Origin of the sequence: Pontibacillus litoralis JSM 072002, assembly GCF_000775615.1 — a bacterium.
Lineage (GTDB): Bacteria > Bacillota > Bacilli > Bacillales > BH030062 > Pontibacillus > Pontibacillus litoralis.
The window spans coordinates 1-24880 of record NZ_AVPG01000025.1 but is presented as its reverse complement, the minus strand read 5'-3'; the positions used below and the strand labels follow the sequence as shown (position 1 = coordinate 24880).

Below are 24880 nucleotides of genomic sequence, written 5' to 3'. Positions count from 1 at the left end.
TGCATCCCTTGATATATATGGGATGCAGCAGAAATATATGATTTCCTTATATTCCTTGATTTTTTATTTATACTTGTTTGTTTTATAAATTATTGTGGTTTTAACTACTATTTGTATTTTATACAAAAATGTCTATTTCAAATTAATATTCGCATTATCAATAGAAATTAAGAACCTCTCTTCTGGGATCTTATTATCATTTGTTCTTCCTGTTCCCTTAGTATCTTCTAAAGAACTCCTCCCACTTAAATAATCCATAGAAACATTAAAATGATTAGCTATCTTTATAAGATTTTCAAAACTTGGACTAGATTTTCCAGACGTATATTTGGTTACTAGCGACTTAGATACATTAATATTTTTAGCTAATCCAGCACTAGTTAAACCATTATATTTAAGTAATAAAGACAAACGTTTACTAAACAATTCTCTATAATTAATCTCACATTCCATTTTTTCACACCCCCTTTCATTCCGAGTTTAGCGAAAGGGAAGATTGATGTGAACAAAGACCTATGAATTCGTCCTTTAGATAGTCATTTGTAACTAAGGATAGTTGAATTAAATTCAATCATGTGGTAAATTTATAGCTGTCACTACATATTTTCTAGTATTTTTCAAAATAGTATCTATATGCATAAGTAATATTTCACATTCTATTTTTGTGTGGAGCGAACATCACTTCGGCCAGTTAAATAATCAAGAGATACATCAAAATAATCAGCTAAAAACATTGCTGATGATAAGGGAATTTCGTTATCATTTTTTTCATAACGTTGAATTTGACGAACTGTAACGTTTAATAATTTTGCTAGATCTGTTTGATAGAGATTTTGTTCTTTTCTCAATTCCTTTAATCTTGCACCTAAAGTTTTCAAGTTAATCCATCCTTTATGTAAAATATCACATTGACATGATGTGATAAGTCGTATATTATTTTAATTAGCAAGGATGACGTATTAAGTCATGTTTTTGGTAGAGGTGGTGAATTGTTATTAAAAGTTCTTAGAAATCAAAAACATCTAACCCAAGCAGAAATAGCTCGAAAATTAAAAATATCGGTACGGCAGTATCAACGAATTGAGCATGGAGATAGCTTTCCAAAAAAAGATGCTATGGATGCGTTGGAAGATTTATTTGGGGTTCCACACCGTGTTTATTTGGCTAAATCAATGGAAGATGTGCCTGATTTCCTTAAATGTTTTTTAAGTCAATTGTATCATAAGTAAGGTTACTGTAATTCATGTAAATGAAGGGGGTGACAAGTTTGAAAAAAGTGCGACTACCTAAAATGTGTAGGTTTGATTTCCTCTCTTACTTTAACAGAGTAACAATACGCACTTTCAATAAAGATATATTTATATTAAGACCAGGTTTAATGGTACAAAATATTGAAACGAGTGAATACAAGAAAATAGAGGAAATATATTACGATATTCGTACAGTTATGAATATTGAAGGAAAAATTGTTGCTAAAAGAAAAAATAGAAAGAGCGAACTTTATTTACAAGTCCAAAATGCAAGTTAAACAATTATTATTTCATACGTTATGATGTGTGCAATTCATTTTGAGCACATAGATCTTTGAAAAGTGAATATAGTGTGGTTCTCGATGAAACGATCACTATTCGAGTCAACTATACAGTCAAACGAAGTTAGTGGGGGTCAAGCTTAAAATCCACTTGTGATCATAGTTAGCGATAAGGTTGTTGGTACAAGCCAGAAACCAACATTGTAGAACAGGAAATCCTATTCTCGATTAAACATCAATTAGAATAATTGTAAGGTTGTTGGAGATAAGCCAAAAACCAACTGAAATAAATGGAGTTTATAGTAATCTATAGACGTATATGCAACTTAATAAAATTGCTAATTAATCACCACTTAAGGTGATTTTCTATTGGAAGAATAGGTAAGTCCCTATTCTTCCAATCTATAATGAATTGTAAACATGATAACGTACTGTAATACTTGTAAGCATTTATATTTCCCTGAGATATAACGATATTAAGAAGAAGGGGGTATTTGATGAAAAGTGTGAAAAAGAAGATTATATTTGGTGTTGTGACTGCAAGTTTGCTTGTTGGAACTGGTACAGGAGTTTACGCTTATAATCAACATCAGCAAGAATTAGAAAGAGAAGCCCACTTGGAACAATTAAGAGCCGAAAAGTTAGAAAAGGCAGAGGAAACAGTTGAAGCTCTTTATAATCCAACTAAGACAAGACTAGCTAAAAACATCAATAAGAAAATTAAAACAGCTGAAGCAGCCGTAAAAGAAGTTGAGGGTGAAAGAAATAAAGCTGAATTAACAGAAGAGATTGACACGGTTAAAGATTTAGCAGAAATTCAAAATGAAGTAGAGAGCACTTTAATAAATGGAGTGTTAGCAAATGGGGTTACACCTCAACAATTAGAGGAAACATCTCAAAAATTAGAAATGATTCAAACGGTAAATGATCCGATTTTTAATCACTTATCAAAAAAGTTGTCAAAAGCTGAAAATCAATTAAAAGAACTTGGTTCTGCATCAAATGCAGTAGCTATAGCAGAAGATTCAATAGACCGAAAAAGCTATGATAGTGCTAAAAAGCTAGTAGGAAAAGTAAAGAATAAAAAAGAAAAAGAAGAATTAAATCAGAGATTAGCAGTACTAAACGAAAATTTGGTTGCTATGGAAAAAGAAGCTGAACGTAAAAAGGAGGAACAGGAACGTCTTGCTGCAGCTGCAAAAAAAGAAGAAGTAACACAACAACAAAATGTAAAATCATCTAATCCTTCTAAACAGCCAAACAAAAATAGTTACGATACATCTTCTAAGTCAGATTCGACAGTTACATCATCATCTGCAAATACAAATGATTCATCTGACGTATCTTCTAACCAATCGAACGGAGGAGCAACGTCTGATAAATCTTCTAGTAATTCAAGTGGTAGATCATCTAATCAGTCATTGAATGAGAGTTCTTCTAATAAGAGCTCAGGTAGTCGAGAAGGTACTAAGTTAGATGGGGCTAAAAAGGTTGATGGAGGTTATATAGATAATGACGGTAACACTTATGAGTCTTGGATAATTGAGGATGACGGAAGCATCCCTTGGGATGAATTTTAATTCATCACATATTTTGACTTTTGAAGTCTACTGAGATTGATTATTTAATCGATCACGGTAGACTTTTTTATATTATTAGAAAAAAGAGGTGATTCTCTAATGGTTTTCAATAGTACTAGCCGTAAGTTAAAGAGGAAATTTTTTTTAGTATTTTTAGCGTTAATCATATTATTCACTATACCTATAGGGTTATCCGATAGATCAAGTTCTAGAGAACTTGAAAATTCTAAATTCACCGATGGTATAGGATTTCTAAGGACTGATAGTGACGGTTCTGTAATGTTTGAAGGTGAATCGTTATACATGGAGAAGGATGGAAAAGCAGTACCTGCTGACTTTAATTATTTAATTGAGAGTGATAAACAAAATATACAACTGAAAACGAAGCAAGAAATTGAAGAAGATATTGAGAACAGTACTTCTAAAAATATATTTGCATTTCTGAAGCCAGAAAAGGCTTATGCATCAGCACCAAATATAGTTTATGTAGGAAAAGTAAGCTATAAGGGATCAATCGTTGGCGAATTCAGGGTTAATGGAGAATTAGCTTTTTGCCTTGAACATCATGTGCCGACTCCAGGTACTGGTGCAAAGTATCAAACCCCTTTAACTTATAATAATGAATATATTAAACGTGCTTTGTACTATGGATGGGGCGGAACAGAGAATATCTTCTCTAATAAAAATCAAGGTATGGTGGTAACTTCTTTAGTTTTAGATAGAATTTATACCGGAGGTACGACAGGAAGGAATTTACCAGGATATGATGCATTGTGGGATAAGGTTAAAAACGGTAAAACCCCTACAACTACTTTGAAGTTTTCTGACAGAAAATTAAAAACTTATATAAGTGGTAATAAACAAATTTCCGAAAAAACTAAATTAATAGCTGATACTAGAAATACAGTAAAAATCACTGTTCCTAATAAAATTACATTGAAAAATTTAACCACTAACAAAAGTGTAACTGGAGGAACAATGACGGTAAAAGGAGGTCAGTGGATTAGATTGGAAGCCCCTTTAGATCTTGACATGACGTACAGATCAGGAAGCTTAAGAGGAAGTATGAAAAAATTTCAACCTATGATAACTAAACCATCCGGAGGTCAGAATTTACAAACTTTAGGCTACATGAAATTAGTGACGGACCCTTCTGCAAAGACAAGTTTCACAGCTGAGTTTAAAAAACGAAAAAGAGACGTCACGATTCATTATAAAGATAAACATACGGGTAAAAAGCTTAAAAACAGCTATAAAACAGAGCAATTAATAGGGTCTTGCAAAACCTATAAGTCTAGTAAGTCTTTGAAGAAGTATGGAAAGACTTATGATCGTACGGGCTCTTCTTCATACAAAGTTTGTGTAAAAGACAAAGATGTAACCAAAACCTTTAAATATAAACTAAGAAGAAATGTTACTGTAAATTACTTAGATGAGCGTACTGGGGAAAAAATAAAAAATTCTAAGAGCTATACAGTCCATCGAGGAGATAAATATTCAGAAAGCCATCCGACCATTAAGAAAGGTAAAAGGACATATAATTATGTAAAGAGAACGGGAAACGTCTCGAAGGGAAAGGTTGGCACTAAAAACATAGAAATAAATTATCACTACAACTTGCCGTTAGTTGAAATAGGGTTTGAAAAAATCCAAATTTATACTGCCCCAGCTGATGAAGGGCTACCTGTAAAAGTTAACTTATCGAAGGAAAATATCTATTCTGGTAAGGTTGATGATATGAAAAAAGCAAAAGTGAATGTAGCTTTGTATCAAGGAGATACCAGAATTGGTCTAAAGGAGTACACTGCTAAGTCTTTACCAGAAAAAATAAATTTCAAGGTTTCTAAAAATCATTTAAAAGTGAATCAAAAAAATGCTTATACCGTTAAATTTGAAAGTTATTCAAAAGATGATATTGATGTAAAAGCTAAAAATATTGGAACTGATGGTTATACATCAGAAGAGAAAACTATCAAAGTAACTGCGCCAGATATGAAAAAAATATCTTTTGAAGGTGTAGTAATGACGGAACGTGAAATAGGGGAAAAAATGAAAAAACATTATGAATCGTTCCAAATACCAGTCCATAAATTAGATAGAATGAGAACTGGTTATGGTTTTGAAATGCCAGTTGAAATCAAATACGAGAATCAACTTGGTAATGCAGTAACTGAATATGATTTCAATATGATTGTTCCTGAATCGATTGTTGACAAAAGTTTCTTAGAATATTCAGTAAAAAGGGGATTAGCCACAGTACCTTTAGAACGAACAAAAAATGAAACAACTGCTAATAATAAATCCTCCAATCAAAAATTTGAGTTGCCACATATGAATGTTGAAAAAATAAGTGGCCATTTATTTTCTGATGAGCAAGTCAAGAATGATGATCCACGAATTGAAAGAGATTTAATTGATGGAGGAAGAGAATTTTATATTCCAATTTGGGGGCATGTCGGTGAGTATCCAATTAGTGTTGAATCTACAAAAGATATAGGGATTCACGAAATAAATGTAGTAATTAATCAAAACTTAGAAGTTTTTGCGCATATGCATGCACATATGGATTCTGAAACTATTGAAGAAGATGCTTTTTTGTTAATACCAATCAATTCCGACGATCCAAAATTTCCTGCTAATTGGACAGAAGAAGATAAAGAAAGGTTTTTTGAATGGGATAAGAAATAAGTAGAAGAGAAGGCTGATTTATAAATGGATCGGCCTTTTCTTTATGGTTATGGAGGAATAAAATGAAGGATTTTCCTTTTATTATCTTTATAATGTTTTTGGGATTGTACTTAACCCTATTTGTATCACATTACAAAATTGAAGAGTTCCGGCATAACTCTTTAGTTTTATCAATCACAGAAACTGCAAAAATAGCAGGGTTTCAAAGTGTTGATAATAGTTCAAGAGCTGAAGAGGGTACAGCTGATATTACAACAGAAAACTTTGAAATGAGCTTTGAAAAGAATTTTAAAGATAATGTGAATGTTAAACTTAAAAACCCACGATATTCATATGATTACCTCAAAGATGAAAATGAGTCGGTTATGGCAATAAGAGTTACGGTAACAGATGAGACTAATACAGATTATCAAGCTACTTATATATCGGATATAAGTAATCAGTAAAGTGTTATTGTGGTGAATACAGTAAAAGGAGCAATTATATTATGAAGTTAATCTCTGACGATATATTAAAGGATATAATGGATGATTTAAAAAGAATTGATCCGAAGTTGGTTATTGATTCTTTGACAGACACCGTGGCAAGAGAAGCTCTAAAAAAAGTTATGAAAAACGATTTACCCAAAAGGCACAATATTATTCTTGATACAGAAGAAAAGTTTGATTATGCGTTATCTGAAATGGTTGGTTTAGGTGTTGTAGAAAAAATAATTAAAGATCCGGACGTGACAGATATAAGTTATAACGGTACAGAACTAGTTGTTAACACTAATAACGCTAAATATGTTTATGGTGAAAACATAAGTGAAGACTACATTATCAAGTTAATTCAAAAATTTGCAAGTGCAGTAGGGAAGGAGTTTACACCGAAAAATCCAATTTTAGATGCAGCTTTAAATAATTTACGAATCAACGCTGTTCATAATAGCTTATCACCTTTTGGTACAACGATGGCCTTACGCTCATCAAAGGCCGAATCAGTATTAAACGAAGAAAATTTCAAAGAATTTGCACCTGAATATATACTTGAATTTTTTAGGTCAGCAACACAAGCACGTTCAAATTATATTATTGCAGGAGAAACGGGGACAGGTAAAACTGAACTACAGAAATTTTTAGTTAAAGATATTCCTTTTAACGAAAAAATTATTAACATGGAGGATACTTTAGATAGCTATTTAAAAGTCTTATATCCAGATAAAGATATTCATAGTTGGATAACATCACCAGCGTTTGGTTTTACCAATCTCATTAAAGCAGGTTTGCGTAATAATCCTGTATGGATGTTAGTATCTGAAACACGTGGAGAGGAAGCATACGAAATGCTTCAAGCCGTATTGTCTGGTCATCGTATTATAACAACACTTCATGCGGTAGATGCTAGGGCTATTCCGAAACGATTCATAAATATGATGAAGATTGGATATTCCATTGATGAGGAGTCCGTTTTATCAGATATTTATAATTATTTCCAGTTTGGTATTCACATTGAAAAATATGAACACGAAGGTAAGGTAATTCGCTATTTAAGTGAAATAGTTGAATTTAGACCTGATAATAAAGCTGTTACTGTCTTCAAACAAGTAAAAACAGGTCAACAATTAGTGCCGGTTATTGGGGAGGTTAGTGATGAATTTATAAACACACTAAAGAAATACAATTGTAAAATTCCTGATTTTTTACAGAGGAAGGAGAATATAGAGTATGGCCAAAAAGAAAAAATACACACTTGATGAAGTAAATGCTCTTCGCATTGCTTATGGCGATCCCTTGCAGAAACGAGAAATTGTTTCTGCTCTCTTTATTCCGTTTTTAATTGCAGCTGTTTTTACTTTTTCGCTTTTTTATTACTGGTGGTTATCAGTGATTGCTGGTGGAATTGCTATGTTTTATGCATACGCAAAGATCTTACCGCAAGATACAAGAAGGTCTTACGAAATAACAGCGTTTAGAGAAAGAAATAAATTCGTTAACAATATCACTCAAATGTTAACGAATGAAGAGAGGACTGTATTGGATTGCTTAAAGGTTGTTACAGAACGGGCGCAGGGGGAATTTAAAGATGATCTTTTAATGCTTCAAGCATCTATTATGGAAGCTAATAACAAAGAAAAACAAACTGCGTTTCAGGTTATATCTGATAAATATAAAGGTGATGTAATATTCGATTTGTTCATCGAGCAATTAGCAACAGCTACAATTGAGGGACGATTTTCAATAGATACATTAAAAGATATAAAAAGTTATCACAACGAAGTGAAAAAGAGACAGGATGATTTTCTTCAAAAAAAGAAAAAAGAAGCCTTCCATTTCAAATTTATTATCGGAATCGGTCTAGTACTAATTATGGCAATTACATTTAGTTTTGGGTGGGAGCAATTCATAGGTGTATATGCACGAAGTTTAATTGGGTGGATTACTAGTAGTTTGTATTTAGTGCTCATTACTGGATACTTTTTAAGTTTTCGAAAACATTACATTGATGACGATATTATGGAGGTGAAAGTATGACTGAAACAAAAGCTAACCCGAAACCTAATATTTGGGTCCGTATGGCCGAATCTAAGCTTTATGAGATGTGTATGGAGATGGGTTTTACAGAAGAACGTTTTATTAAGTATCAAAAGAAACGTTTTTTTAGAGCAGTTTTTTTTAGTCTACCTTTAATTATTGCATCTTTTTTCTTCCAATGGTGGTGGTCCATCATTGGATTTTTAATTGGAGGGTTTCTCTGGTGGAATGAGTATAAAAGAGCAACAAAATTTTACAATAACTTTAATTTTAATAAGCAACTAGAGTATCAAAAATTCACGCGGATGATTATTCCCTATTTGTTACAATCTGATTCTACTATTTATAGCGTGTTTTCTAAAATGATTGAACGTGTAGAAGATGGTCATCTTAAAGGTTGTTTAGAACGATTGTTAATAGAGATGAATGAATACCCTAATGCTGATACACCGTTTGTTAATTTTGCAAAAGCAGCGTCTGGAACAGATAGTGCGGTGTTATTTATGACAACATTATTTGACTATCAACAAAGTTCATCAGATCCTACTATCATAATGGAGCTTGGACAAATGTCCAGTGAGCAATTATTTGAAGGCATTGATGAAATTGTCTCGTATAAGATTAGAAAGTTTTCTTTTTATCCAACAAAATTAACAATGAGTAGCTTTGTTGTTACCTTAGGATACGCAATCTGTATGATTATAGACGCCTTTTCTAATACTGGATTATCTTGATAAAGGGGGATTTAGATGCTTGAGAGTACAACGATGGAAATGGGAAAGCTATTTGTTTCAGTATTTATAATTTTTTCAATGGTATCTTTGACGTTGTTTTTTTCAGAGGTTAATCAAGCCAATGAATATAAGCAATATGTAAACTATCAAATTGAAAGAAATGGAGGTCTTACAAGTGAAGCAATAAAAAAAATAGAGGATTATAATAAAGAACATTTTGGAGGGGAATTCGAAGTTCAAAGTAGCCAAATGAATCAACAATTTCCTTTTGGACAAGAAGTTAGTTACAAAGTTAATGCAACACACGAATTTTTATTTTTACCTATAGTGAGTCGGGAGATTTCTTTAAAAGGTGCTGCTATTTCACAAGTTAGGTAATATTCCGGGTTTATACTTTCCCATAAAAAAAAGTGAAAAATAAAATCACAGGAGTGGATATTTTATGTTAGATCAAAACACAGACCGTACGTATTGGATGATTGGAGCAGTTGTAGTGGTAGCTATCTTAATTGCAGCTGCGAAAATAGCTTTCCCGGAGATTTTTAATCAGGTGATTGATCAGTTTAAAAACACACTAACAACTGGTTTCGCTTTTATTGGTCAATCTTTAATGAGCTTCTTTAAGCTATGATCGAGCAAAATACAGACCGAATTTATTGGGCTATAGGATGGATTGTTGTTCTAGGAGTTGTGATAGGTTTAATTCATGTTTCTTTTCCTGAAATATTCGGTATAGTAACTGATAATTTTCAAAATAGGGTCCCGAAGTTTTAATATGAGAAGTTATGAAAACATAATAGCAGTAGCCGATTAAAATGCGGCTACTGCTAAAAAAGGAGAAAAAACAATGTTATTAAAGAAATCTGAAGGTTTTCCTTTTAAAGTAGTATTACTTATGTCGTTTGCAGCACTTTTATTATTAATTACACCAGACTTCGCTTTAGCTGCTTCTACTAGTCAAGTACAAAGTAAGTTGAATCAAGGAGCAAAAGCTATTCAACTTGTTTTAACATCACTTGTTGTAGTGATGGGAATTATCGCGGCTATTAAAATAGTAGTAAAACATCTACCTAGCATTGATGATGCTCATGTGAAAAATGAAATGTGGAAAGGTATTGGTCAAGTATTTGCGGGGGTTATTGCTGGGGCTGCATTAGTTTGGATTATACCTTGGGCTTATTCATTATTTGTTTAACTCTTATTTTTCAAAACTGTACAATTTTATTCAACTGAGGAGAAAGCTTTTTAGGCTTTCTCTTTTTGTAAGGGGAGTTTTTAATGGAACAAGATCAAATTAAACAAGTTCTATATGAAATGTTCGATTTAAATAATAAAAAAGGGAGAGAGTGGTTTTTTCCTAAAAACGTTGATAATCAGTATAAAGTTTTCGCAAATATGACGTTAAAAGAAATTGTTTACTTTCTTTTACCAGCATTCTTGCTTTCGGGTGGACTTGCAGCTATCCCTCCTTACAACTCGTGGTTGTTTTGGATAATTAAGGCCATTTTTATTATTTTAATTATATTGATTCCAGTAGTTTATATTCATTATAGACCTGTTAAACATAGGGATAACATTCGTGCAAAAGACTATATAAAAGAAGTGTTGGAATATCAAAAGAAAAAGAAATTGTATTTTATGAAGCCCAAAAATAGATTGTAAAAAACATGTTTAGGAGTGGATGGTTTGAGCGAAAAAGAAATTTCCTTCAACGATATAAGTCCAATTGAAGGGGTATATTCAGATTTTATTTATTTAAAGGAACATGCTCTAGTAACTATAGTCAAGGTAAAAGGTGTTAATTTTGATTTGCTATCACAATATGAACAGAACACTATCTTTGATGAATATGGAGCATTTTTGGCTCAAAATATTCATTATCACCCTCAGACTGTTTCAATGACTGTTCCAATTAAAATGAGTGAATTTCTAAGGAAATGGAAAATGCAACACATTAAGTCCTTTCAGCAACCAGACATAAATGAAGATTTAAAACAGTTAAGAGCAAGTTACTTGTACGAATATCAAAAAACAGAAACTGATTTAAGTATGTCTGTTAAAGCACATTTTGTAATTTTAAAAGAAAAATTAAGAAAACCAACTTTAGAGGATTTACATGAAGCAGAAAATAAGTTAATAGCAAAAAGAGAAGAGATTATAAGGGCAATTCATCAAGTATTGGATGCTTATGATAGCGATCAGGAAGTGTTAAGTGCAAATGAAGCACTTTCAGTATTACATCAGTTTTTTGATTACAAAACATCAGTTTACCATAACCATTAAAAGTGTAGGTGAAATAAGTGAATTTACTATCTTTGTTTGGAGTTAAAGGAAAAGATAATTCCAAAGAAAAACAACAAGATCAAATAAAAGATTTGATCGATAGAGAAGTAGTGGAAAGTCGTCATCCTTTTGTGTTCGAGCTTAATAGGGAGTATATTGCCGCAAGTGGTAATTATATAAAACCATATGTGATTCTTTCATATCCGAGTAAACCAACTGGTAATTGGTTATCTCCATTAAAGAGATTAAAAGGTAATATCACGATTACGCAACATCTTGAACCAGCAAATGGAGAAATATTGGTTCGACACTACAATGAAACCGTAAAAAACAAAGAAGCAGAACTTTTAAAGACATTAGATTATTATAGAAAAGAACAAATTAAAAAGGAGCTGGCGACAGCGAAACAGCAGCTAGCACAAACACTGGATGAAAAAAGTGCATTTATTTATCTTTACACTTATATTTTGTTACAGGCTCAATCAGAGTCAGAATTACGTTCTTTAGAAGAAGGTTTAAATAGAGTTTTAATTAAACTAAATTTAAAAGCAATATCTCCGTATAGAAAGCACGAGGAAGCTTACTTCTCTAGTTTTCCAATAGCGCATAATGGGTTAAAAGAATACACATATTCCATGACAAATACTGTAAGTGCCAGCTCGTTTTTCCCTTTTGATGACAATGAAATATGTGATTTAACAACGACATCAACTATTGAAGGAATAAATAAAGAAACAAACTCATTTGTAGCAATTGATTATAAGGACAGAAGTAGGACACTTAATAGAAATAAAGTTATCCTTGGGACTTCAGGTGTTGGAAAGTCCACGTATATAAAAAGTAATATACTTCGTAAAATAGCTGAAGGTATAGATAATATATACATCATCGATCCAGAGAATGAATATACAGGTGATGTACTGAAATATGGTGGTACAGTTATTGATTTATCAAGTGCTAGTTCTGTTCGAATGAATCCCTTTGAGATAATCTCACAAGCTTTAGATTCTGATGATGATGAGCTATTGATAAATCAAACTCGAAGCTTATCAAGCCAAGAAGTAGATAATTTAATACGACAAAAGGTAAATCGACTTAAAGGATTTCATAAGGTGAATATGCCAGATATGGATCAAGTTCAGCTCTCAATTATATCAAACATTACAATGCAGATTTACCATACGTTTAGAGAGAAAAAAGACCTTGATTGTATGAAACATGAGGATTGGCCAATCTTAGAGGATCTCTTAAATGCTTTACAGGAACTTGAAAAGACAGATCCAAGTAAATATGAATTGGTTGAACGATATTGTTTTATATTAGAAGATATGGTTAAAGGCTCTAGTACTATGTTTAACGGATATACAAATGTTGATATGAGTGCCAAAATCATCTCATTTAACCTTAAGCCTTTACAAACAGAAAAGGAAATGCAAGCAGCTGCATATCTTAATACTTTCAGCTATCTGTGGGAACTATTTACAAGTGATTTTTCACGATCTGATGAACTCTTTTGCGATGAATTTCATTTTTTGTTGAAAAATCAAGAGAGTGCAGATTTTTTCCATCAAGCTTACAAACGTTTTAGAAAATATAATGCTGGTGCTACGGTTACTACACAACAAATACAGGATGTATTAGATGCTCCTAAAGGAATCGGTGAAGCTATTGTTGGTAACAGTTATACTAAGGTTTTATTTGGATTTGAACCTCGAGAAGTAGAGCAAATTATTAATCGGTTAAAGATTAATTTATCAGATAAAGAAGTTCATTTCTTAAAAGCAAAAAAGCAAGGTGAAGCTTTGATTATGTATGGGGCTCAAAGAGCCCTAATGAAGGTCTCTTTGACAGAGGAGGAGTTAAGGGTACTTAATCCCAAAAAATACGAAGAGAAGACCAATAAAAGCTTTAAAGAGCTTCCTAATTGGTCTGAGAAAGTACTCCTATCATCAAATGAAGTTAATCAATTGACGAATGAATTGAATAGGATAGGGGGCTTCTAAATGAAAAAAATCACAATGATGGATAATCTTACGATGTTTATCAATAAGAATGAATATAAGGTTGAAATCGGTGAAAAGTTTACTAAAGTGTCGAGCTTGGATGATATAGAAGACTTGGAACATTCTATTCCAGGTTTTTTTGATTTGGAAAGTATAAGTAGGCAAGATGACAAAATCTACTTGATCTATGACCTTCCAGAAGGGTATCAGACATTAGAGAAAGCTAAAAAATATGTACCAGTTATAAAGTTAGAGCTTATAAAAAACCTTTTAGAAATAGACCCTTTACTAGAAGTAGATGGAATGACTTATTTAGATTTGAATAATGTCTTTTTTAAAAGCTTCAATGATGTTAAAGTGCTTTATCGATCAAATGGTCATCTACCTTATCATCAATTGGACATACTAGAGCAATATAAGTTGTTTATTATGGGTTTCTTTAGCGATAAATATTCTTATAAGAGATTCGTAGTGAATAAAGATAATTTGTTAAAAAAAGAGAATAATGAATTCTTATTTTCAGTTAATGCTGCATTAAGTTTTGCAGAACTAAAAACTTTAATAGATCAAGAACTTAAAAAAGAGCAGTCAAAATTCTATGAGAAGGTGCAGTTTGACCATAAAAGAAATAAAAAAGGTTTTAAGCGAAAGATTTACTTTTCTGTTTTAAGTACCTTGGCTATTATTCTTGTATTTGTTGGCGGAATGAAACAAGTAGAAAAGAACGTAGCAGCTAATTTTCAACAAGAAATAGCTGCATCAAAATTAGAAAATGAACTAACATTTGCACTAGCAAGTGGTGATACAAAACAAGCGAAAAAGTTAATGGAAGAAAAGGGTGAGGGATCAGTTGAAATAGCAAAAATGCTTATTGATGCAGGGAAATATAACGAAGCTATTGATTATGATAAAGGTGTTGAAAAGGATGTAGTAAATAGACTTTATGAAATAGGTCAAAAAGAAAAGATACTTGAATTAGAGTCTGATTCAGATTTTATTACGCTCGAAAAAGAGATAGTTGAATTTGAAGAAGAAACATTATTGTCAAAAATATCTTTAGTAACAGAAAAAGATACATTGAAGAGAATGGGTTTAGCTTTTATGGAAAATAAAAATTATCAAATGGCTTTAGATATTCTTCAACGCTTAAATGGAGAAGAGTTTGATTTAAAAGAGAAAGAAAAGAAATTGGTGGATCAATATATCAAGAAAGCAAAACTAGAAATAGAAATTGATGTACTAAATGAACAAATTATGAATCTAAAGAATACAGATTCATTTAATGAATCTGAGGCTGATAAAAATAAGAAGGATAAAGAAATTAAAGAGCTGGAAGAAAAGCTTGTTGAATTGCAAAAAGACCTTATTAAACATGATGAAAAATTGGGGACGGATGCTTAGATGAATGCAGTTACCGTAAAAGTAGCTTTGACATTAGCTCAACAAGCAGCTAAGCATTGGAAAAAGATAGTGCTAATTGTGCTATCTTTTTTTATGCTTTTATTTTCGGGTTTGATGCTTCTGATTGATGATAGTAGCAATCAATCTGGAACAGCTAATGTTAATGAGAATGTAATGGTTTGGAAGCCAGTTGTAACAGAGTATGCAATGAAATATGATGTTCAAGAATATGTAGATGTAATTCTAGCAATTATTATGGTCGAATCAGGAGGGAATGCACTAGATATTATGCAAAGTTCTGAATCACTAGGTTTGCCTCCTAATACAATCACAGATCCGATAATTTCCATTGATGCAGGTGTTAAACACTTTTCTTCAGTTATTCATAATGCTCGCAAAAATGAATTAGATTTTTGGACCCCAGTCCAAAGTTATAACTATGGTTCAGGCTTTAATAATTTTGTAAGAGAAAACGGAAAAAAATACTCTTTTGAATTAGGAACCGAATTTGCAAAGTTGTATTCAGGTGGAGTTAAGGTTCAATACAGTAATCCTGTTGCTGATTTTAACGGAAACTGGCGTTATCAATATGGGAATATGTATTATGTGAAACTCATTCAGCAATACCTATCTCCCGTAGGAGAAGGTAATGGGATAGGAAATGCAGATGCTTCAGCTTTAGGTTCCAAAGAATACAAAACTTTAATGAATGAAGTACTTAAGTATCAAGGTTGGCCATATGTATGGGGAGGATCAAGTCCAAGTGTTGGCTTTGACTGCTCAGGACTTTTGCAATATGCATTTAAGAAATTGGGGTATGACTTACCAAGAACAGCAGCGCAACAACACGCACATTCTATTCCCGTAGCAGAACCACAGCCTGGCGATTTAGTGTTTTTTAAAGGTACTAATCCGAGTCGGCCTGCTGATTCTATTACACACGTTGGAATTTATGTTGATGAAAATAGAATGTTTAATTCTAATAATAGTGGAATCGAGTATTCAGATTGGAGTCAAGGATATTGGGGGAATCATTTTGCGGGCTTTGGTCGTGTTGTTAAATAAAAACGTATAGGAGAGATAGCGTGAATATAGAGTATGTTAGTAGGTTGAAATACGATCTCGCTGCTCTAATACCATCTATGGTGTTAATTTATATATTTGTATTTGCATTTTTTATGCATGAATTTTCAGATAAACCAATAATCATTACTGTTTTGTCAGCCTTAATTTTAGGCGTATACGGTACACTGTTGAATCCAATGACATATACACTTGCTATACTTTTGGGTTACTTTTTATTTAAAGTTGATAAGACAATGCTTATGAAGGAGGAGAAAACACAATGAAAACAAAATTTGCTGTGATTGGTTTAGTTATATTAGTTATATCGATTTTCATTAATTTAACTTTGTCTTTTAATTTAATGGATAAGAGTGATAAATACAAAAAAGAACAGACGTTTACTAAAAATCTTCAGGAAGAAAATAAAAATCTCAAAGAGGATTTAAGCGAGGCTGAAGGTGTTATTTCAAACGAAAAATTAAAAGACGACCAAGAATCAAAAAAAGTGGTTGAGGGATTTTTTAAAGCACAATATGAATACAATACAGAAACATATAAGGACCGATTCAAGGAAATCAAGCAATATGTTAATGAAGATGTTTATGGCCAATTGACTACTGCTGGCATTCCTGACATTCCTAATATCAAATTTGAAAACAAGATAAATGATATGAAACTTTATTGGACAGCTGAAAATAATGAGCTAATGGGCCTTGTATTATTAGAAACAATTTATAAGGTTGAAGGCGTTACAAATCCACCAACTACACAAATATTTCAAGTCAAAGTAGCAGAAAAAGAGGGAAAACAAGAAATTACTTCTTTAGAAACGCTAGGTACGTTTGCTCCAATGACGGAAAGTTGAGGTTGAAAAATGAAAATTAGGATCTTTATATTTATTCCGTTAGCAGTCTTTCTCTTTTATTTTTCTTTGTTTGTATCTGGGATTATCCCCCTCTTTGCTGAGTATAAAATGGAGATGCGCCCGATATATATACTTCATTTTATTGAAGATATTGTTTTTAACCCGATTAATCAAATTAACGCAATGTATTCAGCTCAAAATCCATTACTGATCATTTCTATGATTACCCTTTTCCTTTTATACATTTATTTAATATATAAATCACGACCTAAGAAATACGAAAATGTTGGAGATAAGTACGGTGTGCAAGGTTCATCAAGATGGGCTAAAAATAGTGAGATTTTTAATGTCCCTAAACAAATAACAGTTGTTAAATCCAAGGCTATGTTTGGAGAATTAAAAAAATCTATAGATGAAAAGGAGGTAAAAAAATGAATGGTGGAAATAATGCTAGTGGCATTATTATGGGAATTAAAGATGAGAAAGTCTTGATTCAACATGAAACAAGTAAACTTGCAAATAGGAACGCTTATGTTGTGGGTGGGCCTGGTTCGTTTAAAACACAGTCATTTGTATTAACAAATATGCTAAATATAACTGACTGTAGCCTTGTGGTGACAGATCCAAAAGGTGAAGTGTATGAAAAGACAGCTAAAATAAAAGAAGCTCAAGGATTTGAGGTAAGAGTTGTAAACTTTAAGCATATGTCTTTATCAGATCGCTACAATCCTTTTGGTTATGTAAGGAAGGACCTTGATGCTACAACGGTTGCAAATACAATTGTCAGTGCAAAAAATGATCCAAAACGAAAAGATATTTGGTTTAATGCCCAACTAGGTTTACTAAAATCTTTGATCCTTTATGCAAATTCAGAATTCCATCCAGAAAAAAGGAATATGGAAGGGATACTGGATTTTTTACAAGAGTTTGATCCAGAAGCAAACGAGGACGGAGAAAGTGAGCTTGATGAAAAATTTATGGCTCTTCATAAGATTCATCCGGCGCGCAGAAGTTATGAGTTAGGATTTAAGAAATCGCAAGAAAAGACAAGAGCAAGTATTATTATTAGCTTACTTACCACTATAGGTGATTATGTAGATGACGAAGTGGCAAATTTCACGAAAAATAATGACTTCTTTTTTGAGGATATTGGACAGAAAAAAGTCGCTCTCTATGTCTTGATTCCAACAATGGATTCAACTTGGGAGGGGCTTATTAATTTGTTCTTCACTCAATTATTTCAGGAACTCTATATACTAGGTGATAAAAATGGCGCAAAGCTCCCTGTGCCAACAGTATTTCTGTTAGACGAGTTTCCAAACCTTGGGAGGTTCAACAATTATGAGGAGTTTTTAGCGACTTGTAGAGGATATAGAATAGCTTGTTGCACAATTCTACAAAATAACACGCAGCTAATGGATAGATACGGAAAGGAAAAAGCTGAATCTATTTTAGGTAATTGCGCTATTAAAATATGTTTAGGAAACGTAAATGATACAACAGCATCTTATTTTAGTAATTTAATGGGGAAAGCGACTATCAAAGTAGAAACGGGAGGAAAATCACTCTCGAAAGGTAAATCAGGTAGTTCCTCTAGTAATTCTAACTTTTCATATTCACAAAGATCACTTATGAATGGTGATGAAATATTAACAATGCCAGAGAAGGATAGCATCATATTGATTGCAGGTAAATATCCAATTAAAGCGAAAAAAGCACTTCAATTTGAACTTTATCCAGGATTAATTGATAAATATGAAATCTCACAAATGGATTATAAAAGGAAAATGAGTACTGAAGCTAAAGAGGTTTTAGAAAGAAATATAAAAGAGTATGAATCCTTTAGAGAAGAAACAGAAGAATATGAGCTAGAGGAAGAAAAATATATCGAAGAACAATATGAAGCTGATTTGGAACAATACTCCATTTTAAGTCAGGCAAGAAATGAGACAGAGCTGTATCAAAATTCACTAGACATGTTAGCTGAAACAGAAAAAGAGAAAGAAAATCAGGATAAGTGAGGTGAATTGAATTGATCGATTGGATAGGCGGTAAGTTTCAAGAGCTCATTGAAGAAACATTAAATGCCTGGGTAGAAGATTTCATGAATTGGATTTTATCATTAATAAATGAGTTAGTATTTAATCTTCCTCAAAATGATTTTGTTGATAATACAATGACATTCTTTCTTTGGTTTACAGGGATTTTTGCTGTTGTTATTGCTCTATATAAAGTGATTGAATATATAATTAATACACAAAATGGGACACAACAGTACCCTTTAGATGAAATACTATTAAGGGTTTTTAAAAGTTCAGGTGCAATGCTCGTTTTGCCTTGGATTTTTAAAATTATAGTATTAGACATTGCGTTACCAGTTGCGGATTACTTTGCAGTGGCTGCTACTGACTTTGATGGAGAAGGTGGATATACGCTTATTGTAAGTGCTATAACCGCAAGCCGTATCGCAATAACAGGTTTCGGAGGAATAGTGCTGATAGCTGTGTTAATTTTCTTTTTAGTAGTGTTTTGTATGTTTTTTTACTCGGTTTGCGTTTTTTATGCCGATTATATAATTATGCAAATTCTTATTGCTCCTGTGGCTCTTTCAATGATAGCTGATGAAAATAATTATTTTCAAGTTTGGTGGCGAGAACTTTTTTCAATGGTTACATCTCTTCTAATAAAAGTGTTCTTACTAGCTTTAATCATAAACGTACTATTCTCTAAGGGAAATATATTGCTAGCAATAGGTGCTGGCGCATTGATAATTAAAACACCATCAGTACTGAAAAATATGTGGTATGCAGGTGGTGGTACACGGGCTATGTCACGAGGTGTTGGAGGAGTCAGTTCTATGGGGTCCCGAGCTTTATTAGGAAAAATGATAAAGTAGTTAAGGAGAGAAAACGATGTTTCTTATTGCATATAAAAAAGGTCCTAATCCTAATGTCGAAAAAAGTAAGATCATATTTGATCGGCCATTAACATTTACTGATGCCAACGATATGTTTAATGAACTTGTACAAAAATATAAACAGACTGGTCAAAGTATCAAGATAGGCTATAAAATAATCCAGCTTGAAACAGGCGAGAGTGTCTTTAACTCTAAACTTATTATAGATCACGATATTCTAAGTATATTTAAGGCTATAACAGATAATAAAAACACACCCAAAAATGTTGTAGAGTATATTACAAGAGTTGAAAATCGTGAGATTATCGAGTCAGACGAAGCAAATTATGTAAATGATCATATTGAAGAAAAAGCACATTTAAATAGTTTAAAAGAAGAGAAAAATAACATTCTACAGCAACTAAAAAATGACGAAAAAGATAGAAAACAGCGTGAATTAGAGTTTCAAAATGAAATTAAAGCTATTCAAGAAGAAAAGAAGAAAATTGAACAGTCTCTTCAGATGAAAGAGAAAGAGGAAGTTGTTAAAGAAACTGAACGTATTGAAGATTTACGATTAAAAGAAGAAGAAAAAAACAAGGTAACTCAAAAAATGGAAGAAAAACGTTTGCTAGATAAGAAGAAACAAGAAGAACATCAGCAACGTTTAAAAGAAGTTGAGAGTGCAGTTAGAAAAGCTGAAATTGAACTACAAAGCATTGAATCAGAACTAGAAAAAAAGAATTTACTCAGAAAGAAGGAACTTCAAGAATTAGAGGAAAAAAAGGCAGAAGCAGAAAGGAAAATGAATATCCTTAAAGCTGAAGGTGAAAAAGAGGATATTCAATATCAAGGAGCACTTTTAGAAATGAGTGCTTCTCAAGATAATTCACAAGAAATGACTGATACATTTGCACAAGCTTCAGTGATGCCAAAAACTTCACTTAAAGAGAAACTTCAAGAGCTTGATTTTGAGCAAGTTAAAAAGGGATCAATACATTTCCTTAAGTCAGGTGCAAAAGCGTCTGTAAATGGCTTCAAAAAGGCAAAGGAAATGTTTGAGGAATATAAATATAGACGAATTTCTCAAAAGGAAGAAAAATTGAAACATATAAACAAACAGGCTGAACTTGATGAAAAAATAGCAAAGCAAAAAATGAAATTAATGGAGGAACTGAAAAAGGAGCATAAAAAAGAAGCCAAGCGCAAAGAACAAGAAGCATCAAAACAACTAAGAATCGAAAGTCGTTATCGTGCTGCGGTAAAACGAAAAGGTGGTCGATATCCAATGTATAATAACGGTTCTTTGAAATTTATATTTGGCATAGTAACCATAACTGTAATTGGAATCGGCTGCATTTACTATTTTGATATGGGTTCAAAATATCCGGTTTTAAATGATCTCAAAAATACTATTGATCAGTTTATATCATAGGGAGGGAGTGTCGGTGAAGTATGTGTCAGCTGATGAAAAAGAAAAGGCAAATAATGTAAACCTTTTAGAGTATCTATCTTTGATTGGAGAGCCTTTAAAAAGCGAGGGTAATAACTTTTATAGACATGAAGATCATGACAGTCTTGTAATACATGCAAAGAAAAATTATTTCAGTTGGAATAGTAAAGGCGTTTCAGGAAATGCTGTAACCTACTTAATGAATGTTCATGATTTGAAATTTCAAGAGGCTGTGAAGAAAATTAATACCGACCTTGATGGTAAAGATCTTTCGGCTTATAAACCTCCTAAGATCACTTATCCTGAATATTTCAAGTATGATGTTAAAGAAGTTAGCACAACTAAAAACGCCTTTGATTACCTGGTTAATGATAGAAAGCTAGACCCAGATTTAGTTCAATCTTTTATTAAAGCAGATTTAATAAAAGAAGATTCGTACAGAAATGTTGTTTTTAAGTGGAAAGAGAATGGACAACTTATTGGAGCTAATTTACAAGGAACTAGAGAAATCCCCCCAAAAAAGCGAATAGACACTAATCGACCTTATTTCAAAAAAGTACTGCCTACTACAAAGGACGCAACTAATAGTGGATTTAATATAACGAGAGGGTATCCAGAAAAGCTTTATTTTTTTGAGTCACCTATCGATTTACTAAGTTACTTTTCCTTAAATAAAAACACATTAACGAATTGTCGTTTAATAAGCATGGATGGCTTAAAACAACAGACATTTGCTTATACATTAAAAAGAACATTGAAGGACTTACGTTCACGTAATAGGAAGTTAGATTCTATTAAGTTATGCGTGGATAATGATGAGGCTGGAAAAGAGTTTGTATCAAAAATTCAGCAGTATAAACTAACACGATCTGACGGAAAAGATATTCCCATAGAGAGTTATATACCTGATTTACCACCCGGAGAAATAAAGTGGGATTGGAATAATCAGCTTAAAGCAAAAGTTAACGAATCGCTAAAAAAAACTTAAATCTTGAAATTGATCTTTAGAATCAACTCTGTATATTTTTGAGTAAATGGAGGTAATTAAAATAATATGAAAAATATAAAGATTAAAGTGGTATGCTGCGTAACAATTTTATTACTTATTGCATTATTTACTGGGTGTGGAAAGGGTTCATTTTCAATCGAGGGTACTTGGGATACTGTAGATCATAAAGGAAATGCAGGAATCATGGAATTTAAAAGCAATGGAACCTACATATCGAAGGTAGGTATGTTTCAGATTGGTGGCAATTATACCTTTGAGAATAATAAATTAACACTTGTATATGGTGAAGAAGATCCTCTTAACTATGAAATCGATATAATAGATAATGAATCTATTAAATACTATTCTATTGATGCAGAAGGCAACAGAACAGAAGAAGAAAATGGAAGTATGACAAAACAAAATTAATATCACTTGTTTGGGCGTAAATAGAAATTGCTTAGCGTACAAAATTTCCGAAATGTTGTTTGCACCCCAAATATGGAGTGTTTGAATTTATTATTCTTACACTCTTTTTTATATTGTTCGGATATAGCTATATGGCCAACACCAATAAGTCTAAAAAAGTTCGGTTATGTGAACTACTCACCACTTAGATTCGTTTGAAGTGGGAAAATTCTTTCGGAAATACGTTAAATATAATTTTAAAAGGAGAAAGTAAAATGTGTGAATTATTTGTATGTGAGAAACCAAGTGTAGCAAGAGATTTAGCGAATATAATTTCAGGGGGTTATACAGAAAAAGACGGTCATTATGAAGGGAAGGATGGCAAACTCTATACATATGCTTTTGGCCACCTTGTACGATGTGTTGATCCATCAACAATTGATGAGGATTGGGGATGGAAAGGGAATGTACATAAACTCCCGTTTTTCACAAAAAATATTCCTTTAACACTTATCGATGAGACAAGTGTTAAAAAACAATATAAGAATATAAAAACTCTCATGGGAAATTCAGACTTAATTTATATTGCAACAGACCCAGGGAGAGAAGGAGAACATATTTTTCGTAAGATTTATTCATTAAGTGGTGTTCAAAAACCATTGAAACGTATATGGATTAAAAACAATACAGAAGAAGGTGTTTTGAAAGCATTTAGAAACGCGAAAGATTCTACTCATTATGAAGGTTTGGCTATGGCAGGAAAACTTAGAGAAGAATCTGACTTACTGATTGGATTAAATGCAACAATGATGGCCACTAAATTGAGTAATAGTTCGAATGTTCTTTCTCTAGGTCGTGTACAGACGCCTACTTTAGCCATGATAGTGAATCGTGACAAAGTAATAGAAGGTTTTTCTAAAGTTGTTCATTATTCTATTGTAGCAACGGACCAAAATGGTATGAAATATGAGTTAGTGCTTGATAAAAATTCACAATTAACAAAAGAACAAGCTGAAGGTATTATGCATTCGCTGGGAAGTCGAAGTGACTTTAATATTTCAACAAAAGAAAGAAAGGAAAAACCAGAGAAGTTGTTTGATCTAACTGAGCTACAAAAGTACATGAATAAAACCTATAAATGGTCTGCAGAATATACATTAAAAATAACGCAATCTCTTTATGAAAAAAGGTATGTAACCTATCCACGTACAAGTTCGCAATATATTGCTAGTGATTCGGAACTACCTGCACTATTAGAAAAACATGCAGATCACGAATGGGTGGGTACTATTATTTCTAATGCTTATAAAATAGAGCCTTCATATATTGATATATCAAAAGTAACAGATCATGAAGCTATTATTATCACTACAAAAGTTGCGAAAGGATTATCTGGTGATGAAGAATTGCTTTATAAAGTAATATTTACTAGGTTTCTAGCAGCGTTTTATCCTTATGCTATCAAAGAAGAAACGATGGCCACGTTTTCAGACCATGAATATGAATTTAAAGCTAAAGAAACTTCTCTTATTAATCCTGGTTGGAGAGAATTATATGGTGAAGAAATCGAGGAAGGTAAATTAAAGAATTCAACATTAGATGGTGTAGGTGAATACAAGGTTATTCAAAAAGAAACGCAACCACCTAAACGATACAGTGAAGCAACCCTTTTAAATGATATGAAACTTGCTGCGAAGTTTCTTGATGAAGCAGAAGAAAAAGAGATGATAAAATCTGTTGAGGGAATTGGAACATCAGCGACAAGAGCAACAATTATCGAGAAGTTAGTCCAAAGAGGGTTTGTGGAAAAAAAGAAGAACCAATTGATTTCAACGGAACTAGGGCGAGAGCTAATTGAAATGATGCCAAAAGATTTTTCTTTATATAGCGTTAAGCTAACCGCATTTTTTGAATCAATGCTTTCTCAAGTAGAACATGGTCAATTAGATGAAGCAACATTTTATGAAGAGCTTGAGGGTCTTGTTAACAGAATAGCAAAAGAAATTAAAGGGAATGTCAAACAGTTAACGTCAACAGCTAATTATAAAAAAGAAGTTATTACACATTGCCCCAAATGTAAAAAAGAAGTTTATGAAAATCAAAAGGCGTATTCTTGTTCTGGATACAAAGAGGGATGCAAGACGACGGTTTGGAAGAATGGTTTAGAGAAGTTAGGGAAAAAGAAAATCACAAAAAATGAAGCTACTAAACTTTTAGAAGGAAAAGTTATTAAAGTTAGTTTGAAGTCTAAGCAAGGAAAAGCATACAAAGCTGACGTTATATTTAATTTAGAGAAGAATTGGATTGAATTCGCTAATAAAAAATGACAATTTAGGAATAATTAAAGTGATAACACAAAATAAAACCATCTAAAAACACCAAAAAGCATGACCTCTCGCAAAATTAGAAAGGGGACTATACAGGAGGTCTTTACTAATTTCGTGAGAGGTCAATATTATAATTGAGTGAACT

Annotated in this window: 27 protein-coding genes; 25 read left to right on the top strand and 2 right to left on the bottom strand. The window is 32.3% G+C overall.

From position 1 onward, the window contains the following. Positions 1 to 132 precede the first annotated feature (132 nt). Complete coding sequence (locus N784_RS13410; protein WP_052127321.1) at positions 133 to 453, bottom strand: helix-turn-helix domain-containing protein; 321 nt, start codon at positions 451 to 453, stop codon at positions 133 to 135. Positions 454 to 656: 203 nt separating this feature from the next. Beyond that, positions 657 to 878, bottom strand: coding sequence for a helix-turn-helix domain-containing protein (locus N784_RS13405; protein ID WP_036835696.1), 222 nt, complete (start codon positions 876 to 878; stop codon positions 657 to 659). A gap of 111 nt (positions 879 to 989) precedes the next feature. On the opposite strand from N784_RS13405, the gene N784_RS13400 reads away from it, so the two are divergent. The 25 genes from N784_RS13400 (at position 990) to N784_RS13280 (ending at position 24735) form a co-directional block, all read left to right on the top strand. Then, positions 990 to 1229 (top strand): helix-turn-helix domain-containing protein, encoded by a 240-nt coding sequence (locus N784_RS13400; protein WP_036835695.1) that lies wholly within the window; start codon positions 990 to 992, stop codon positions 1227 to 1229. A 38-nt stretch (positions 1230 to 1267) separates the two neighbouring features. Next, positions 1268 to 1528 (top strand): hypothetical protein, encoded by a 261-nt coding sequence (locus tag N784_RS13395; RefSeq protein ID WP_036835694.1) that lies wholly within the window; start codon positions 1268 to 1270, stop codon positions 1526 to 1528. Between the two features lie 500 nt (positions 1529 to 2028). Beyond that, positions 2029 to 3111, top strand: coding sequence for a hypothetical protein (locus N784_RS13390; RefSeq protein WP_036835693.1), 1083 nt, complete (start codon positions 2029 to 2031; stop codon positions 3109 to 3111). Positions 3112 to 3210: 99 nt separating this feature from the next. Further along, entirely contained in the window at positions 3211 to 5799 is a 2589-nt protein-coding gene (locus N784_RS13385; RefSeq protein WP_052127320.1) for a thioester domain-containing protein, read from the top strand. A gap of 62 nt (positions 5800 to 5861) precedes the next feature. After that, a complete protein-coding gene (locus tag N784_RS13380; protein WP_036835691.1) occupies positions 5862 to 6245 on the top strand; it encodes a hypothetical protein in 384 nt (127 codons plus the stop codon). A 41-nt stretch (positions 6246 to 6286) separates the two neighbouring features. Then, positions 6287 to 7534, top strand: coding sequence for a CpaF/VirB11 family protein (locus N784_RS13375; RefSeq protein WP_052127319.1), 1248 nt, complete (start codon positions 6287 to 6289; stop codon positions 7532 to 7534). Continuing rightward, positions 7506 to 8312, top strand: coding sequence for a hypothetical protein (locus N784_RS13370; RefSeq protein WP_036835690.1), 807 nt, complete (start codon positions 7506 to 7508; stop codon positions 8310 to 8312). Before N784_RS13375 ends, N784_RS13370 begins: the two co-directional genes overlap by 29 nt. Continuing rightward, the gene (locus N784_RS13365) at positions 8309 to 9046 is read left to right on the top strand and encodes a hypothetical protein (protein WP_036835688.1); all 738 of its coding nucleotides are present in this window, start codon (positions 8309 to 8311) and stop codon (positions 9044 to 9046) included. Before N784_RS13370 ends, N784_RS13365 begins: the two co-directional genes overlap by 4 nt. Before the next feature lie 15 nt (positions 9047 to 9061). Then, a complete protein-coding gene (locus N784_RS13360; protein WP_036835687.1) occupies positions 9062 to 9424 on the top strand; it encodes a hypothetical protein in 363 nt (120 codons plus the stop codon). Between the two features lie 64 nt (positions 9425 to 9488). Beyond that, positions 9489 to 9677 carry a hypothetical protein gene (locus N784_RS13355; RefSeq protein WP_036835686.1) on the top strand — a complete coding sequence of 63 codons (189 nt, stop codon included), beginning with the start codon at positions 9489 to 9491 and terminating at the stop codon, positions 9675 to 9677. Positions 9678 to 9893: 216 nt separating this feature from the next. Next, positions 9894 to 10241: a CagC family type IV secretion system protein gene (locus tag N784_RS13350; RefSeq protein WP_052127318.1), complete on the top strand. Its 348-nt coding sequence runs from the start codon at positions 9894 to 9896 to the stop codon at positions 10239 to 10241. Positions 10242 to 10324: 83 nt separating this feature from the next. After that, complete coding sequence (locus N784_RS13345; protein WP_036835685.1) at positions 10325 to 10708, top strand: hypothetical protein; 384 nt, start codon at positions 10325 to 10327, stop codon at positions 10706 to 10708. Positions 10709 to 10732: 24 nt separating this feature from the next. After that, entirely contained in the window at positions 10733 to 11329 is a 597-nt protein-coding gene (locus N784_RS13340) for a hypothetical protein (protein WP_036835684.1), read from the top strand. Positions 11330 to 11346: 17 nt separating this feature from the next. Beyond that, positions 11347 to 13332, top strand: coding sequence for a VirB4 family type IV secretion system protein (locus N784_RS13335; protein ID WP_036835682.1), 1986 nt, complete (start codon positions 11347 to 11349; stop codon positions 13330 to 13332). Further along, positions 13333 to 14733 (top strand): type VII secretion protein EssB/YukC, encoded by a 1401-nt coding sequence (locus N784_RS13330; protein WP_036835680.1) that lies wholly within the window; start codon positions 13333 to 13335, stop codon positions 14731 to 14733. Further along, positions 14734 to 15798 (top strand): bifunctional lytic transglycosylase/C40 family peptidase, encoded by a 1065-nt coding sequence (locus N784_RS17125; RefSeq protein WP_084600262.1) that lies wholly within the window; start codon positions 14734 to 14736, stop codon positions 15796 to 15798. 20 nt (positions 15799 to 15818) lie between these two features. After that, positions 15819 to 16082 (top strand): hypothetical protein, encoded by a 264-nt coding sequence (locus tag N784_RS13320; protein WP_036835678.1) that lies wholly within the window; start codon positions 15819 to 15821, stop codon positions 16080 to 16082. Then, positions 16079 to 16663 (top strand): hypothetical protein, encoded by a 585-nt coding sequence (locus N784_RS13315; protein WP_036835677.1) that lies wholly within the window; start codon positions 16079 to 16081, stop codon positions 16661 to 16663. Before N784_RS13320 ends, N784_RS13315 begins: the two co-directional genes overlap by 4 nt. Before the next feature lie 9 nt (positions 16664 to 16672). Beyond that, positions 16673 to 17098: a hypothetical protein gene (locus N784_RS13310; protein ID WP_036835676.1), complete on the top strand. Its 426-nt coding sequence runs from the start codon at positions 16673 to 16675 to the stop codon at positions 17096 to 17098. Beyond that, positions 17095 to 18684, top strand: a complete 1590-nt coding sequence (locus N784_RS13305; protein WP_036835675.1) for a VirD4-like conjugal transfer protein, CD1115 family — start codon at positions 17095 to 17097, stop codon at positions 18682 to 18684. The genes N784_RS13310 and N784_RS13305 overlap by 4 nt, the downstream gene beginning before the upstream one ends. An 11-nt stretch (positions 18685 to 18695) precedes the next feature. Continuing rightward, entirely contained in the window at positions 18696 to 19559 is an 864-nt protein-coding gene (locus tag N784_RS13300) for a conjugal transfer protein TrbL family protein (RefSeq protein WP_232306024.1), read from the top strand. A gap of 16 nt (positions 19560 to 19575) precedes the next feature. Beyond that, positions 19576 to 20994 carry a coiled-coil domain-containing protein gene (locus N784_RS13295; RefSeq protein ID WP_036835674.1) on the top strand — a complete coding sequence of 473 codons (1419 nt, stop codon included), beginning with the start codon at positions 19576 to 19578 and terminating at the stop codon, positions 20992 to 20994. A 13-nt stretch (positions 20995 to 21007) separates the two neighbouring features. Next, positions 21008 to 22000, top strand: a complete 993-nt coding sequence (locus N784_RS13290; protein ID WP_036835672.1) for a DUF3991 domain-containing protein — start codon at positions 21008 to 21010, stop codon at positions 21998 to 22000. 66 nt (positions 22001 to 22066) lie between these two features. Next, the gene (locus N784_RS13285) at positions 22067 to 22429 is read left to right on the top strand and encodes a hypothetical protein (RefSeq protein WP_036835671.1); all 363 of its coding nucleotides are present in this window, start codon (positions 22067 to 22069) and stop codon (positions 22427 to 22429) included. Positions 22430 to 22683: 254 nt separating this feature from the next. Next, positions 22684 to 24735: a DNA topoisomerase gene (locus N784_RS13280; RefSeq protein WP_036835670.1), complete on the top strand. Its 2052-nt coding sequence runs from the start codon at positions 22684 to 22686 to the stop codon at positions 24733 to 24735. The last annotated feature ends 145 nt before the right edge of the window (positions 24736 to 24880 follow it).

Bases quoted from the DNA above. Each gene is read 5' to 3' on its own strand.
- N784_RS13315 (WP_036835677.1), top strand. From the start codon at position 16,079: ATGAAAACAAAATTTGCTGTGATTGGTTTAGTTATATTAGTTATATCG.
- N784_RS13360 (WP_036835687.1), top strand. From the start codon at position 9,062: ATGCTTGAGAGTACAACGATGGAAATGGGAAAGCTATTTGTTTCAGTA.
- N784_RS13280 (WP_036835670.1), top strand. From the start codon at position 22,684: ATGTGTGAATTATTTGTATGTGAGAAACCAAGTGTAGCAAGAGATTTA.
- N784_RS17125 (WP_084600262.1), top strand. From the start codon at position 14,734: ATGAATGCAGTTACCGTAAAAGTAGCTTTGACATTAGCTCAACAAGCA.
- N784_RS13305 (WP_036835675.1), top strand. From the start codon at position 17,095: ATGAATGGTGGAAATAATGCTAGTGGCATTATTATGGGAATTAAAGAT.
- N784_RS13295 (WP_036835674.1), top strand. From the start codon at position 19,576: ATGTTTCTTATTGCATATAAAAAAGGTCCTAATCCTAATGTCGAAAAA.
- N784_RS13355 (WP_036835686.1), top strand. From the start codon at position 9,489: ATGTTAGATCAAAACACAGACCGTACGTATTGGATGATTGGAGCAGTT.
- N784_RS13370 (WP_036835690.1), top strand. From the start codon at position 7,506: ATGGCCAAAAAGAAAAAATACACACTTGATGAAGTAAATGCTCTTCGC.
- N784_RS13380 (WP_036835691.1), top strand. From the start codon at position 5,862: ATGAAGGATTTTCCTTTTATTATCTTTATAATGTTTTTGGGATTGTAC.
- N784_RS13390 (WP_036835693.1), top strand. From the start codon at position 2,029: ATGAAAAGTGTGAAAAAGAAGATTATATTTGGTGTTGTGACTGCAAGT.
- N784_RS13310 (WP_036835676.1), top strand. From the start codon at position 16,673: ATGAAAATTAGGATCTTTATATTTATTCCGTTAGCAGTCTTTCTCTTT.
- N784_RS13410 (WP_052127321.1), bottom strand. From the start codon at position 453: ATGGAATGTGAGATTAATTATAGAGAATTGTTTAGTAAACGTTTGTCT.
- N784_RS13375 (WP_052127319.1), top strand. From the start codon at position 6,287: ATGAAGTTAATCTCTGACGATATATTAAAGGATATAATGGATGATTTA.
- N784_RS13350 (WP_052127318.1), top strand. From the start codon at position 9,894: ATGTTATTAAAGAAATCTGAAGGTTTTCCTTTTAAAGTAGTATTACTT.
- N784_RS13365 (WP_036835688.1), top strand. From the start codon at position 8,309: ATGACTGAAACAAAAGCTAACCCGAAACCTAATATTTGGGTCCGTATG.
- N784_RS13285 (WP_036835671.1), top strand. From the start codon at position 22,067: ATGAAAAATATAAAGATTAAAGTGGTATGCTGCGTAACAATTTTATTA.
- N784_RS13345 (WP_036835685.1), top strand. From the start codon at position 10,325: ATGGAACAAGATCAAATTAAACAAGTTCTATATGAAATGTTCGATTTA.
- N784_RS13330 (WP_036835680.1), top strand. From the start codon at position 13,333: ATGAAAAAAATCACAATGATGGATAATCTTACGATGTTTATCAATAAG.
- N784_RS13385 (WP_052127320.1), top strand. From the start codon at position 3,211: ATGGTTTTCAATAGTACTAGCCGTAAGTTAAAGAGGAAATTTTTTTTA.